This window comes from Pseudomonas sp. CFBP 8770, from assembly GCF_014841705.1.
Taxonomy (GTDB): domain Bacteria; phylum Pseudomonadota; class Gammaproteobacteria; order Pseudomonadales; family Pseudomonadaceae; genus Aquipseudomonas.
In genome coordinates this window covers 283,521-296,840 of sequence record NZ_JACYUL010000004.1, presented here as the reverse complement: position 1 = coordinate 296,840, position 13,320 = coordinate 283,521, and the positions used below count along the sequence as shown (strand labels likewise).

Here is a 13,320-nt window from a genome sequence, read left to right as displayed (position 1 = left end):
ATCTACCGCGACGCGGCTTGTGCGGCTGCTACAGGTGCATCGCATCTACCGCGAAGCGGCTTGCGCCGCTGGTACAGGTGCCCCACATCCTCCGCCGACAGTGCTTGCGCGGCTGGTACAGACGCCGCAATCCTGTAGCAGCGGTGCAAGCCGCGTCCGGCTTCAGCGCGGTGTATCAGTGCAACTCCCCCATGGGCCGCAGTGCCCTTGCGTAGCAGAACAGGAAGAGATTGCGCACCACCTCCTTGAGCACTCCAGGTTCACTCGAACTCAAGCCATGCAGGTCGAGGTCGCCCTGGTCGCGCAGCTCATCCAGAGCATCCTCGCCAAGCACTGCACAGACTTCGCCTGTCTCGCGATGCAGGATGCGCAGGTAGGGATGTGGGCGGTCCAGCCAGGCGTCGATAAGATAGGTCATGGAAATTCTCCTTGAGGGCATTCAATGAGAATAATTCTTACTCATATAATAGCAAGCGACTATTTGCCTTGCGCAGGCATTGCACCTGTGGAAGTCAGGCCGGGCGCCTCGCGACGGCCCGGACCGCTGGTCGGGCAATGCCTCAGACCTTGCGCACGAACTCGGACTTGAGCTTCATGGCACCGATGCCGTCGATCTTGCAGTCGATGTCATGGTCGCCATCGCACAGGCGGATATTCTTGACCTTGGTGCCGACCTTGACCACCAGCGAAGAGCCTTTGACCTTGAGGTCCTTGATCACAGTAACGGTGTCGCCGTCGGCCAAGGCATTGCCCACCGAGTCCTTGATCGTCAAAGCATCGCCATCGGCACTCTCGTCGCTCGTGGCCGACCACTCATGGCTGCATTCGGGACAGATCAGCTGAGTGCCGTCTTCGTAGGTGTATTCGCTGTTGCATTTGGGGCAGGGCGGCAGCGTGCTCACGAGATTCCTCGGGGGTAGGGAATAAAGGCGCGCAGTATATAGGGTTTTTGCCGCAAGAGCCCATCAGCGCCAGCTGCCATGCAAGCTGCGCCTTCATTGGCAGTATGGTTGTTGTCGGGGAGCAGGGCTTTTGTGGGAGCCGGCGCTGCCCGCAAGAGCCCACCGCCAACCCGTCGTGGAATCAGACACGTGTGGGAGCGGGCTCTGCCCGCGAATGGCCCACCACCGAATCAGTGCGTACGCGCCACCGCAAACTCACTCAGCTCGACCAGGGCATCCCGGTATTGGCTGGCAGGCAGTGCTTCCAGCTGAGCAATGGCCTTGGCCACATAATCGCGTGCCAGCTGTGCGGTGTAATCCAGCGCGCCGCAATCCTCGACCGCAACACGGATACGTTCCAGATCCTCGATCCCGCCTTTCTGGATCGCCTGGCGGACCAGCGCTGCCTGCTCGGCGGTGCCTTCACGCATGGTGTAGATCAGCGGCAAGGTGGGCTTGCCCTCGGCCAGATCGTCCCCCACGTTCTTGCCGAGGGTTTCGGCGTCGCCGCGATAATCGAGCAGATCGTCGACCAGCTGGAAAGCGACGCCCAGGTGATCACCGAACGTGCGCAGCGCTTCACACTGTTCGGGGCTGGCACCGGTGAGCGCCGCGGCGCTGTGTGCCGAGGCTTCGAAGAGCATCGCGGTCTTGCCGCGGATCACTTCCATGTAGATTTCTTCGGTGGTGCTGGCGTCCCGTACCTTGGACAGCTGCAGCACTTCGCCTTCGGCAATGATGCGCGTGGCGTGCGACAGGATCTTCATGACCGACATCGAGCCCAGCTCGACCATCATTTCGAACGAGCGCGAATAGAGGAAATCGCCCACCAGCACGCTTGGCGCGTTGCCCCACTTGGCATTGGCGGTGGACCGACCACGGCGCATGCCGGACATGTCGACCACGTCGTCATGCAGCAGGGTCGAGGTGTGCAACAGCTCGATGGTGGCTGCCAGCAGACGCAGGTCGTCGCTTTGATGGCCCAATGCTTTGCCGGCCAGGAGCACCAGCAGCGGCCGCAGGCGCTTGCCCCCAGAGGAGGTGATGTAGTCGCTGATCGTCGATACCAACGGCACGCGCGAGGTCAGCTGCTGCTTGATGATCCCGTCGACGGCGCTGAAATCGTCCGCCACCGCGCGGTAGAAAGCTTGGGGTTGCATCAGCGAGAGTCGCTCCAGAAGGGTTGCGCGGCATGCTAGGACGCGGGTCGGGGTGTGTCAAGGCGCGTCCATGGCCCCGTGCGCCCGTGTGCAGGGCCGGCACGGCCCGGTATGGCCCGTGAAAGGCGTTCTGCCAGGTCCGCCAAGCCAATGAGGCGACTGGCGGCCTCTTGTCAGAGGTTCGCCGCTTGCGTACAATCGCGCACCCTGAACTTCCTGGGCAGCACCTGCCTTACGCAATTGCATTTGGGGCGTTCCAACCCATGCAGCCATGCCAGCCGACACTCTACTTATAAAGAGCTGGGTGAGCAGGATTATCGGAGAAATACCATGTCGTACGCAGTAATCGTTACCGGTGGCAAGCAATACAAGGTCGCCCCAGGTGAATACCTGAAGATCGAGAAACTGGAAATCGCCACCGGCGAATTCGTTACCTTTGATCGCGTTCTGTTGGTCGCCAATGGCGACGACGTGAACATCGGCGCTCCAGTGGTTGCCGGCGCTACCGTTGTGGCTGAAGTGATTTCCCAAGGTCGTCACGATAAGGTCCGCATCATCAAGTTCCGTCGTCGTAAGCACCACATGAAGCGCATGGGCCACCGCCAGTGGTACACCGAGATCAAAATCACCGGTATTCAGGCTTAATTTCAGCCTAATTCCTCACTAGGAGAATTGACTCATGGCACACAAAAAAGCTGGTGGTAGTACCCGTAACGGTCGCGACTCAGAAGCCAAACGCCTTGGCGTGAAGATGTATGGCGGCCAGGCTATCATCCCAGGCAAAATCATCGTGCGTCAGCGCGGCACCCAGTTCCACGCTGGCTACGGCGTTGGCATGGGCAAGGATCACACCCTGTTCGCGAAAGTCGCAGGCGTGATCAAGTTCGAAGTAAAGGGCGCCTTCGGTCGTCGTTACGTGAGCGTTGTCGCAGCTTAATCGCGACGTCGCTGGAGAAGCCCTGTCTTGCGACGGGGCTTTTTCGTTTTTGGAGTGAGTCTCTTGCAAAGGTTTGCATGGGCTGTCGGTACGAGAGTCATTGACGGGTTTGCCGCGCTCATTTTCGCAAGAGCCTTACGTTTCAGTTTCATTAGCTCGTCCCTGCGGCGAGAGGCGTATTTTTCATGAAGTTTGTAGATGAAGTATCCATCCGCGTGAAAGCGGGTGACGGTGGCAACGGCTGCATGAGCTTTCGCCGCGAAAAATTCATTGAGAATGGCGGCCCCAACGGCGGCGACGGTGGTGATGGCGGCTCGATCTACATGATCGCCGACGAAAACCTCAACACTTTGGTCGACTATCGCTATACGCGCCACTTCGATGCCGAGCGCGGCGCCAACGGTGGCAGCACCGATTGCACCGGCAAGAAGGGTGAGGACATGGAGCTGCGCGTACCGGTAGGTACCACGGTGATCGACGCTTCCACCCAGGAAGTGATCGGTGACCTGGTCAAGGCCGGTCAGCGCCTGCTCGTGGCCCACGGCGGCTGGCACGGTCTGGGCAACACCCGCTTCAAGTCCAGTACCAACCGCGCACCGCGCCAGACCAGTCCGGGCAAGCCGGGTGAGCAGCGTGACCTCAAGCTGGAAATGAAAGTGCTGGCCGATGTTGGCTTGCTGGGCCTGCCCAATGCCGGCAAGAGCACCTTCATCCGCTCGGTCTCCGCGGCCAAGCCCAAAGTGGCGGACTACCCGTTCACCACGTTGGTGCCGAACCTGGGTGTGGTCAGCGTCGATCGCTGGAAGAGCTTCGTAGTTGCCGACATTCCCGGTCTGATCGAAGGTGCTTCCCACGGCGCCGGCCTGGGCATTCGCTTCCTCAAGCACCTGGCGCGTACGCGCGTGCTGCTGCACCTGGTCGACATGGCGCCGCTGGATGAAACCAGTGCTGCCGATGCGGCTGAAGTGATCGTCAACGAGCTGGTCAAGTTCAGCCCGTCGCTGGCCGAGCGCGAGCGCTGGCTGGTGCTCAACAAGTGCGACCAGATTCTGGAAGAAGAGCACGAAGAGCGGGTCAAGGAAATCGTCGACCGCCTGGAGTGGGAAGGTCCGGTCTACGTGATCTCGGCCATCGCCAAGGAAGGTACCGAGCGCCTGAGCCGCGACATCATGCGCTACCTCGAAGACCGCGCCGATCGCCTGGCCCATGACCCGGCCTATGCCGATGAACTGGCCGAGCTCGATCAGCGCATCGAAGACGAGGCTCGCGCCCAGTTGCAGGCGCTGGACGATCAGCGTGCGCTGCGCCGCAGCGGCGTGAAAAGCGTCCACGACATCGGCGATAACGACGACTGGGAAGAAGAAGACGCCGAAGACGGTCCGGAAATCATCTACGTCCGCGATTAGTCTGTATCGGCGCGGACGCTCCTGTGGGAGCGGTCCGCGGCCGCGAAGGGCGCGCTGCAGTGTGCCTGACACTCTACGGCGTCTTCTTCGCGGCCGATGACCGCTCCCACAGTGATCTCCAGTGTTAAACTAAGCGCCGCTCACCATGAGCGGCGTTTTTGTTTTTCTACCGGGCAAAGGTTGGCAGATGATGCGGAGCAAGGTGACGGGTGCGCAACGCTGGGTCGTGAAGATCGGCAGTGCGCTGCTGACCGCGGACGGCAAGGGTCTGGATCGCGCGGCGATGAGTGTCTGGGTCGAGCAGATGGTTGCTTTGCACAATGCCGGGGTCGAGTTGGTGCTGGTCTCTTCGGGGGCCGTAGCGGCCGGCATGAGTCGTCTTGGATGGGTCAAGCGTCCCAGTGGCATGCACGAGCTGCAGGCCGCCGCCGCCATCGGCCAGATGGGGCTGGTGCAGGCCTGGGAGTCGAGCTTTGCCGAGCATGGCCGGCATACCGCGCAGATCCTGCTGACCCACGATGACCTCTCCGATCGCAAGCGCTACCTCAATGCGCGCAGCACATTGCGGACCCTGGTCGAGCTGGGCGTGGTACCGGTCATCAATGAAAACGATACCGTGGTCACCGACGAAATCCGCTTCGGCGACAACGACACCCTGGCGGCGCTGGTGGCCAATCTGGTCGAGGCGGACCTGCTGGTCATCCTCACCGATCGCGATGGCATGTTCGATGCCGATCCGCGCACCAACCCCGATGCAAAATTGATCTTCGAGGCGCGCGCCGACGACCCATCGCTGGATGCCGTTGCCGGCGGCACCGGCGGCGCGCTGGGGCGTGGCGGCATGCAGACCAAGCTGCGCGCTGCACGCTTGGCGGCGCGCTCCGGGGCGCATACGGTGATTGTCGGTGGCCGTATCGAGCGCGTTCTAGATCGGCTCAAGGCTGGCGAGCGCCTGGGGACCCTGCTGTCGCCCGAGCGTGAAATGCTCGCTGCACGCAAGCAGTGGCTGGCCGGGCATCTGCAGACCCGAGGCACCCTGGTACTCGACGAAGGAGCCGTGCAGGCCTTGACCGGTGGCCACAAGAGTCTGCTGCCGGTAGGCGTGAAAGTGGTCCAGGGCAGTTTTCGGCGGGGTGAAATGGTGGTGTGCGTGGCGCCCGATGGCCGCGAGATCGCACGCGGCCTGGCCAACTACAGTGCGCTGGAAGCCCAGAAAATCATTGGTCAGTCGTCGGACGTTATCGAGCGCTTGCTGGGCTATATGGCCGAGCCCGAGCTGGTGCACCGAGACAATCTGATCCTCGTTTGATCCCTACAGGAACGTTTCGATGAAAGTGCTCAAGGCCCTCGCGGCTGCCATGTTGTGCCTGCCGATGCTGGCCAGTGCCGAGGAAATCGGCCAGGTGTCCACGGTGTTCAAGGTTGTCGGCCCCAACGATCGCATCGTCGTCGAGGCGTTCGATGATCCCAAGGTGCCTGGAGTTACCTGTTATCTGTCGCGCGCCAAGACGGGCGGAGTGAAGGGTGGTCTGGGCCTGGCCGAAGACCGCGCGGAGGCGTCCATCGCCTGCCGCCAGGTCGGGCCGATCCAGCTGCCGGGCAATTTGAAGGAAGGCGAGGAGGTGTTCAAGGAGCGCACCTCGCTGGTGTTCAAGACCATGCAAGTGGTCCGTTTCCACGACAAGAAGCGCAACGCCCTGGTGTATCTGGTCTACAGCGACCGCATGATCGAGGGCAGCCCGCAGAACGCCGTGACCGCCATCCCCATCCGCCCCTGGACCGAATAACCGCGCGGCCACAGGCCGCCCCTACGGAAGAATGCACAGCCTCTGTGGGAACGGTCATCGGCCGCGAAAAGGGCGCTGCGATACCGGCACATTCACACAGGCACAAAAAAGCCGACCCTGAGGTCGGCTTTTTCTACATCGTACAGCTGATCAGGCAGCAGCAGCCTGGTTCAGTGCTTTGATGTGGCCATTCAGACGGCCCTTGTGACGAGCAGCTTTGTTCTTGTGGATGATGCCTTTATCGGCCATACGGTCGATAACTGGCACGGCCAGAACGTAAGCAGCTTGTGCTTTTTCTGCGTCTTTTGCGTCGATGGCTTTGACTACATTCTTGATGTAGGTGCGAACCATGGAACGCAGGCTGGCGTTGTGGCTGCGACGCTTCTCAGCCTGTTTTGCACGTTTTTTGGCGGAAGGTGAGTTGGCCACCGTCGAGCTCCTCGAAAGACTTTTTGAAATAGCAAACAAATAAGGCCGCGAATCATGCCCATCAACGAGTTGGTTGTCAAGGGTACGTGAGACGATCCGCTAAGTGGTTGGACGGGTGTCGAAGTGATTCACTTCTGGCCCGCGACCTGTACACTCGCGAAGTTCTGGCTCTGCCTGCTGATGCGGCGCGGAGTATCGCACACCTGGGCCGGATATGGGCCTGCTCTTCGTCCATGGGCATGAAAAACTTTCGATGAACCTACTTAAATCCCTGGCCGCGGTCAGCTCCATCACCATGATTTCGCGGGTGCTGGGCTTCGTCCGCGACACCATCATTGCGCGCATCTTCGGCGCGGGCATGGCCACCGATGCCTTTTTCATCGCGTTCAAGCTGCCCAACCTGCTGCGCCGGATCTTCGCCGAGGGCGCCTTCTCACAGGCGTTCGTGCCCATTCTCGCCGAGTACAAGAGCCAGCAGGGCGAGGAGGCCACGCGCACCTTCATTGCCTACGTCGCCGGCCTGCTGACCCTGGCACTGGCGCTGGTCACGGTGGCCGGGATCCTCGCTGCGCCCTGGGTGATCTGGGCAACCGCCCCAGGCTTTGCCGATACCCCGGAAAAATTTGCGCTCACCAGCGATCTGTTGCGGGTGACCTTTCCTTATATATTGCTGATATCGCTGTCGTCCTTCGTCGGTGCCATCCTCAACACCTACAATCGCTTTTCGGTGCCGGCCTTCACGCCCACGCTGCTGAACGTGTCGATGATCCTCTTTGCCCTGTTCCTCACGCCCTATTTCGATCCGCCGGTGATGGCGCTCGGCTGGGCCGTGCTGGCGGGTGGGTTGGCGCAATTACTCTATCAATTGCCGCATCTGAAAAAGCTCGGCCTGCTGGTTCTGCCACGGCTGAGCCTGCGTGATACCGGCGCGCTGCGTGTGATGAAGCAGATGCTGCCGGCAATCCTCGGCGTATCGGTGAGCCAGATTTCGCTGATCATCAATACCGTGTTCGCCTCGTTCCTGGTGGCCGGCTCGGTGTCCTGGATGTACTACGCCGACCGCCTGATGGAGCTGCCGTCGGGGGTATTGGGCGTAGCCTTGGGCACGATCCTCCTGCCGACCCTGGCCAAGACCTACGCCAACAGGGACCGCCATGAATACTCGCGCATCCTCGACTGGGGGCTGCGCCTGTGTTTCGTGCTGGTCCTGCCGTGCGCGGTGGCCCTGGCGCTGCTCGCCGAGCCTTTGACGGTGGCGTTGTTCCAGTATGGCAAGTTCACCGCGCTGGATGCGGCCATGACCCAGCGCGCGCTGATCGCCTATTCCATCGGCCTGCTGGGCATCATCCTGATCAAGGTGCTGGCGCCCGGGTTCTACGCCCAGCAGAACATTCGTACGCCGGTGAAGATCGCCATCTTTACCCTGGTGGCAACACAGGTCTTCAACCTGATGTTCATCAGCCATCTGCAGCACGCGGGCCTGGCGCTTGCCATCAGCCTGGGCGCCTGCCTGAACGCCGGGTTGCTGTATTGGAAGCTGCGTCAGCAGGACCTGTTCCAGCCGCAGCCGGGCTGGACCGCTTTTCTGTGCAAACTGGGCGTGGCCGTGCTGGCCATGGCCGCTGCCTTGCTGGTGCTGCTGCAGTACATGCCGGCATGGGCCGACGGGCAGATGCTCGAGCGTTTCCTGCGCCTGGGGCTGTTGGTGTTGACAGGCGTGCTAGTGTATTTCGGAATGTTGTTGGCCATGGGCTTCCGCCTCAAGGACTTCGCTCGCCGCGGGCTGGCGTGATCCTCGAGCGCACGGGCTGCCCTTGGCCGCGAGCGGTTTTATGCGTTAGCGAACATCCATGCACGCTGTTGCCTGTCGTCGGCGCGTCGGTATGGTTATAATCGACCACTTTATGAGCAAGAAGCGCGTTATGCAGCTGGTTCGAGGCCTTCACAATCTGCGGCCCCAGCATCGGGGCTGCGCCGCCACCATTGGCAATTTCGACGGTGTCCATCGTGGCCACCAGGCTATTCTGGCCCGGCTGCGCGAGCGTGCCCGCGAGTTGGGCGTGCCCAGTTGTGTGGTCATCTTCGAGCCCCAGCCGCGCGAATACTTCAGCCCGCAGACCGCGCCGGCACGTCTGGCCCGGCTGCGCGACAAAGTGCAGCTGCTGGCTGAGGAACAGGTCGATCTGGTGCTGTGCCTGGCCTTCAACAAGCGCCTGAGCCAGCTCAGTGCCTCGGAGTTCGTCGACACCATCCTGATCGACGGCCTGGGCGTGAAACATCTGGAGGTCGGCGATGACTTCCGCTTCGGCTGCGACCGGGCAGGGGACTTCGACTTCCTGACCCAGGCCGGCAGCCTTCAGGGCTTTACCGTCGAGTCGGCGCAGACCGTCGAAATGGACCGTGTCCGCGTCAGCAGCACCCAGGTCCGCAAGGCTCTGGCTGCGGCCGATTTCGAACGTGCCGGGCAGTTGCTCGGTCGGCCCTTCTGCATCGAAGGAAGGGTCCTGCATGGGCAGAAGCTGGCCCGCCAACTGGGCTGGCCCACTGCCAATGTGCAACTCAAGCGCCGTCGCGCGCCGCTCACCGGGGTATACCTGGTCAGTGTCGACATCGACGGCAAGACCTGGCCAGGAGTCGCCAACATAGGCGTGCGGCCAACCGTTGCAGGTGATGGCAGTGCCCACCTGGAAGTGCATTTGCTGGACTTTGCCGGTGACCTCTATGGCCGGCATTTAACGGTGGCGTTCCACCACAAGCTGCGTGATGAGCAGCGTTTCGCCTCGCTTGAGGCGCTGAAGTCGGCGATCGATGCGGATGTCGCCGCCGCGCGTGCCCACTGGGCCAAGCCAACCGCTTAAATTGAAGAGCCTGAAATGACCGACTACAAAGCCACGCTAAACCTTCCGGACACCGCCTTCCCAATGAAGGCCGGCCTGCCCCAGCGCGAGCCGCAAACTCTGCAGCGCTGGGACAGCATTGGCCTGTACCAGAAGCTTCGCGAGATTGGCAAGGACCGTCCCAAGTTCGTCCTGCACGACGGCCCGCCCTATGCCAACGGCAATATCCACATCGGTCATGCGGTCAACAAGATCCTCAAGGACATGATCACCCGTTCCAAGACCCTGGCCGGCTTCGATGCGCCGTACGTGCCGGGCTGGGACTGCCATGGCCTGCCGATCGAGCACAAGGTCGAAGTCACCCACGGCAAGAACCTGGGCGGCGACAAGACCCGCGAACTGTGTCGCGCCTATGCCAGCGAGCAGATCGAAGGGCAGAAGGCCGAGTTCATCCGCCTGGGTGTGCTGGGCGATTGGGCCAACCCGTACAAGACCATGAGCTTCCCCAACGAGGCCGGCGAGATCCGTGCCTTGGCCGAAATGGTCCGCAACGGCTTCGTGTTCAAGGGCCTCAAGCCGGTGAACTGGTGCTTCGATTGCGGCTCGGCCCTGGCCGAGGCCGAAGTCGAGTACGCCGACAAGAAGTCGCCGACCATCGACGTCGCTTTCCCGATCGCCGACCAGCAAGCGCTGGCCGACGCCTTCGGCCTGCCAGGCCTGGAGAAGCCTGCCAGCATCGTGATCTGGACCACCACCCCTTGGACCATCCCGGCCAACCAGGCGCTCAACGTCCATCCCGAATTCACCTACGCCCTGGTCGATGTCGGCGATCGCCTGCTGGTGTTCGCCGAAGAACTGGTCGAGAGCTGCCTGGCGCGCTACAGCCTGCAAGGCACGGTGCTCGCCACTACCGTGGGCGCCAAGCTCGAGCTGATCAATTTCCGACATCCGTTCTATGACCGCCTGTCGCCGGTGTACCTGGCCGACTACGTCGAATTGGGCGCGGGCACCGGTGTGGTTCACTGCTCGCCTGCCTATGGCGTGGACGACTTCAATATCTGCAAGCAGTACGGCCTGACCAATGACGACATCATCGGCCCGGTGCAGAGCAATGGCGTCTATGTCGAATCGCTGCCGTTCTTCGGCGGCCAGTTCATCTTCAAGGCCAACTCGAACATCGTCGACAAGCTGACCGAAGTCGGTGCGTTGATGCACACCGAAGTGGTCAGTCACAGCTACATGCACTGCTGGCGGCACAAGACCCCGCTGATCTACCGCGCCACCGCGCAGTGGTTCGTGGGCATGGACAAGCCACCGGTCGAAGGCGACACCCTGCGCGAGCGCGCGGTGAAGGCCATCGAAGAAACCAAGTTCGTCCCGGCCTGGGGCCAGGCGCGCCTGCACTCGATGATCGCCAACCGTCCCGACTGGTGCATCTCGCGCCAGCGCAACTGGGGCGTGCCGATTCCGTTCTTCCTCGACAAGGCCACCGGTGAACTGCACCCACGCACCGTCGAGCTGATGGAAGAAGTAGCCAAGCGCGTCGAAGTCGAAGGCATCGAAGCCTGGTTCAAGATCGACGCCGCCGAACTGCTGGGCGATGACGCCGCCAACTACGACAAGATCAGCGACACGCTGGACGTCTGGTTCGACTCGGGCACCACCCATTGGCACGTGTTGCGCGGCTCGCACCCGATGGGCCACGAAAGCGGCCCGCGTGCCGACCTGTACCTGGAAGGTTCGGACCAGCACCGCGGGTGGTTCCACTCTTCGCTGCTGACCGGCTGCGCCATCGACAACCATGCGCCGTATCGCGAGCTGCTGACCCACGGTTTCACCGTGGACGAGAACGGCCGCAAGATGTCCAAGTCGCTGGGCAACGTCATCGCCCCGCAGAAGGTCAACGACACCCTGGGTGCCGACATCATGCGGCTGTGGGTCTCGGCTACCGACTATTCGGGCGAAATGGCCGTGTCGGACACCATCCTGCAGCGCAGTGCCGACGCCTACCGTCGCATCCGCAACACGGCGCGCTTCCTGCTCTCCAACCTCAGCGGCTTCAACCCGGCCACCGACCTGCTGCCGGCCGATCAGATGATCGCCCTGGACCGCTGGGCCGTCGACCGTGCGTTGCTGCTGCAACGCGAGCTGGAAGAGCACTACGGCGAATACCGCTTCTGGAACGTCTACTCCAAGGTGCACAACTTCTGCGTGCAGGAGCTGGGCGGCTTCTATCTGGACATCATCAAGGATCGCCAGTACACCACCGGCGCCAACAGCGTTGCCCGGCGTTCCTGCCAGACCGCGCTGTACCACATCAGCGAGGCGCTGGTGCGTTGGATCGCGCCGATCCTGGCGTTCACCGCCGACGAGCTGTGGCAGTACCTGCCGGGCGAGCGCAACGAATCGGTGATGCTCAACACCTGGTACCAGGGCCTGAGCGAGTTGCCCGAGGGCTTCGAGCTGGATCGCGCCTACTGGGAACGCGTGATGGCGGTGAAGACCGCAGTCAACAAGGAAATGGAAAACCTGCGCGCAGCCAAGGCCATCGGCGGCAACCTGCAGGCCGAAGTGACCCTGTACAGCGAAGATGCGCTGAACACCGACCTGGCCAAGCTGGGCAACGAGCTGCGCTTCGTGCTGATCACCTCGGGTGCCACCTTGGCACCGTTCACCCAGGCTCCGGCCGATGCGGTGGTCACCGAGGTCGCCGGCCTGAAGCTCAAGGTGGTCAAGTCGAGTGGCGTGAAGTGCGCGCGTTGCTGGCACTTCCGTGACGACGTGGGCGTGGACCCCGAGCATCCGGAAATCTGCGGTCGCTGCGTCGACAACATCAGCGGTGATGGCGAGGTGCGCCACTATGCCTGATTCGTCGGCGTCCTTCGGTCGCTACGGCCATTTGAAGTGGCTGTGGCTCAGCGTGTTGGTGATGGTGCTGGACCAGGCCACCAAGTTCTATTTCGACGGCACCCTGCAGATGTACGAGCAGATCGTGGTCATTCCCGACCTGCTCAGCTGGACCCTGGCCTACAACACCGGCGCCGCCTTCAGCTTCCTGGCCGACAGTGGCGGCTGGCAGCGCTGGCTGTTCACCCTGATCGCCGTGGTGGTCAGTGTGGTGCTGGTGGTCTGGCTCAAGCGCCTGGGGCGCAGCGACACCTGGCTGGCGATAGCGCTGGCCCTGGTGCTGGGCGGCGCGGTCGGCAATCTGTTCGACCGTGTCGTGCTCGGCCATGTGGTCGACTTCATTCTGGTGCATTGGCAGGATCGCTGGCGGTTCCCGGCGTTCAACCTGGCCGACAGCGCCATCACCGTCGGTGCGATCATGCTGGCGTTGGATATGTTCAAGAGCAAGAAAACCGGAGAAGCGGTGAATGACTGAGCAGCGCATCAGGGAAAACACTGAAGTGACCTTGCACTTCGCCCTGCACCTGGAAAACGGCGACACCGTCGACAGCACGTTCGACAAGTCGCCAGCGACCTTCAAGGTCGGCGATGGCAACCTGTTGCCGGGTTTCGAAGCCGCCTTGTTCGGCTTCAAGGCCGGCGACCGACGTACCGTCAAGGTGCTGCCGGAAAACGCTTTCGGCCAGCCCAATCCGCAGAACGTGCAAGTCATGCCAGCCTCGCAGTTCGCGAACATGGAGCTGTCCGAAGGGTTGCTGGTGATCTTCAACGACGCGGCCAACACCGAGCTTCCGGGCGTGGTGAAAGCATTCGACGACAATGAAGTGACGGTAGACTTCAACCACCCGTTGGCAGGCAAGACCCTGACCTTCGAAGTGGAAATTCTTTCGGTCACGGCCCTTTAAGGGCACCGAGG

Annotated in this window: 14 protein-coding genes; 10 read left to right on the top strand and 4 right to left on the bottom strand. The window is 62.0% G+C overall.

All coding sequences use genetic code 11. The features are described from left to right. Positions 1 to 175: 175 nt before the first annotated feature. The 3 genes from IFT98_RS11065 to IFT98_RS11055 all read right to left on the bottom strand — a co-directional run bounded on the left by IFT98_RS11065 (position 176) and on the right by IFT98_RS11055 (position 2,101). On the bottom strand, positions 176 to 418 hold the full coding sequence (locus tag IFT98_RS11065; RefSeq protein ID WP_122475338.1) for a PA4570 family protein: 243 nt from the start codon (positions 416 to 418) through the stop codon (positions 176 to 178). Between the two features lie 142 nt (positions 419 to 560). Continuing rightward, positions 561 to 902 (bottom strand): zinc ribbon domain-containing protein YjdM, encoded by a 342-nt coding sequence (locus IFT98_RS11060; protein ID WP_122475337.1) that lies wholly within the window; start codon positions 900 to 902, stop codon positions 561 to 563. 230 nt (positions 903 to 1,132) lie between these two features. Continuing rightward, the gene (locus IFT98_RS11055) at positions 1,133 to 2,101 is read right to left on the bottom strand and encodes a polyprenyl synthetase family protein (protein ID WP_122715108.1); all 969 of its coding nucleotides are present in this window, start codon (positions 2,099 to 2,101) and stop codon (positions 1,133 to 1,135) included. Positions 2,102 to 2,431: 330 nt separating this feature from the next. On the opposite strand from IFT98_RS11055, the gene rplU reads away from it, so the two are divergent. The 5 genes from rplU (at position 2,432) to IFT98_RS11030 (ending at position 6,231) form a co-directional block, all read left to right on the top strand. Then, on the top strand, positions 2,432 to 2,746 hold the full coding sequence (gene rplU / locus IFT98_RS11050) for a 50S ribosomal protein L21 (RefSeq protein WP_192048637.1): 315 nt from the start codon (positions 2,432 to 2,434) through the stop codon (positions 2,744 to 2,746). 34 nt (positions 2,747 to 2,780) lie between these two features. Continuing rightward, positions 2,781 to 3,038: a 50S ribosomal protein L27 gene (gene rpmA / locus IFT98_RS11045; RefSeq protein ID WP_192048635.1), complete on the top strand. Its 258-nt coding sequence runs from the start codon at positions 2,781 to 2,783 to the stop codon at positions 3,036 to 3,038. 185 nt (positions 3,039 to 3,223) lie between these two features. Further along, positions 3,224 to 4,444 carry an Obg family GTPase CgtA gene (gene cgtA, locus IFT98_RS11040; protein ID WP_192048633.1) on the top strand — a complete coding sequence of 407 codons (1,221 nt, stop codon included), beginning with the start codon at positions 3,224 to 3,226 and terminating at the stop codon, positions 4,442 to 4,444. A 190-nt stretch (positions 4,445 to 4,634) separates the two neighbouring features. Next, entirely contained in the window at positions 4,635 to 5,753 is a 1,119-nt protein-coding gene (proB, locus tag IFT98_RS11035) for a glutamate 5-kinase (RefSeq protein ID WP_192048882.1), read from the top strand. Positions 5,754 to 5,772: 19 nt separating this feature from the next. Beyond that, entirely contained in the window at positions 5,773 to 6,231 is a 459-nt protein-coding gene (locus IFT98_RS11030; RefSeq protein WP_122475332.1) for a CreA family protein, read from the top strand. Between the two features lie 150 nt (positions 6,232 to 6,381). Here the strand turns inward: IFT98_RS11030 and rpsT are convergent, their stop codons facing one another. Further along, entirely contained in the window at positions 6,382 to 6,660 is a 279-nt protein-coding gene (gene rpsT / locus IFT98_RS11025; RefSeq protein WP_043192805.1) for a 30S ribosomal protein S20, read from the bottom strand. Between the two features lie 253 nt (positions 6,661 to 6,913). Here rpsT and murJ point away from each other — a divergent pair, with 253 nt between their 5' ends. From murJ to fkpB, 5 genes are all read left to right on the top strand, one after another. After that, positions 6,914 to 8,452 carry a murein biosynthesis integral membrane protein MurJ gene (murJ, locus tag IFT98_RS11020; protein ID WP_192048631.1) on the top strand — a complete coding sequence of 513 codons (1,539 nt, stop codon included), beginning with the start codon at positions 6,914 to 6,916 and terminating at the stop codon, positions 8,450 to 8,452. A gap of 130 nt (positions 8,453 to 8,582) precedes the next feature. Further along, positions 8,583 to 9,518: a bifunctional riboflavin kinase/FAD synthetase gene (ribF, locus tag IFT98_RS11015; RefSeq protein ID WP_192048629.1), complete on the top strand. Its 936-nt coding sequence runs from the start codon at positions 8,583 to 8,585 to the stop codon at positions 9,516 to 9,518. 15 nt (positions 9,519 to 9,533) lie between these two features. Beyond that, the gene (gene ileS / locus IFT98_RS11010; protein ID WP_192048627.1) at positions 9,534 to 12,365 is read left to right on the top strand and encodes an isoleucine--tRNA ligase; all 2,832 of its coding nucleotides are present in this window, start codon (positions 9,534 to 9,536) and stop codon (positions 12,363 to 12,365) included. Next, positions 12,358 to 12,879, top strand: coding sequence for a signal peptidase II (lspA, locus tag IFT98_RS11005; RefSeq protein ID WP_122475327.1), 522 nt, complete (start codon positions 12,358 to 12,360; stop codon positions 12,877 to 12,879). The genes ileS and lspA overlap by 8 nt, the downstream gene beginning before the upstream one ends. After that, entirely contained in the window at positions 12,872 to 13,309 is a 438-nt protein-coding gene (gene fkpB / locus IFT98_RS11000) for an FKBP-type peptidyl-prolyl cis-trans isomerase (protein ID WP_122475325.1), read from the top strand. The genes lspA and fkpB overlap by 8 nt, the downstream gene beginning before the upstream one ends. Positions 13,310 to 13,320: the final 11 nt, after the last annotated feature.

Coding starts and splice junctions, on each gene's coding strand:
- IFT98_RS11065 (WP_122475338.1), bottom strand. CDS start 418: ATGACCTATCTTATCGACGCCTGGCTGGACCGCCCACATCCCTACCTG.
- IFT98_RS11055 (WP_122715108.1), bottom strand. CDS start 2,101: ATGCAACCCCAAGCTTTCTACCGCGCGGTGGCGGACGATTTCAGCGCC.
- rplU (WP_192048637.1), top strand. CDS start 2,432: ATGTCGTACGCAGTAATCGTTACCGGTGGCAAGCAATACAAGGTCGCC.
- rpmA (WP_192048635.1), top strand. CDS start 2,781: ATGGCACACAAAAAAGCTGGTGGTAGTACCCGTAACGGTCGCGACTCA.
- cgtA (WP_192048633.1), top strand. CDS start 3,224: ATGAAGTTTGTAGATGAAGTATCCATCCGCGTGAAAGCGGGTGACGGT.
- proB (WP_192048882.1), top strand. CDS start 4,635: ATGCGGAGCAAGGTGACGGGTGCGCAACGCTGGGTCGTGAAGATCGGC.
- IFT98_RS11030 (WP_122475332.1), top strand. CDS start 5,773: ATGAAAGTGCTCAAGGCCCTCGCGGCTGCCATGTTGTGCCTGCCGATG.
- murJ (WP_192048631.1), top strand. CDS start 6,914: ATGAACCTACTTAAATCCCTGGCCGCGGTCAGCTCCATCACCATGATT.
- ribF (WP_192048629.1), top strand. CDS start 8,583: ATGCAGCTGGTTCGAGGCCTTCACAATCTGCGGCCCCAGCATCGGGGC.
- ileS (WP_192048627.1), top strand. CDS start 9,534: ATGACCGACTACAAAGCCACGCTAAACCTTCCGGACACCGCCTTCCCA.
- lspA (WP_122475327.1), top strand. CDS start 12,358: ATGCCTGATTCGTCGGCGTCCTTCGGTCGCTACGGCCATTTGAAGTGG.
- fkpB (WP_122475325.1), top strand. CDS start 12,872: ATGACTGAGCAGCGCATCAGGGAAAACACTGAAGTGACCTTGCACTTC.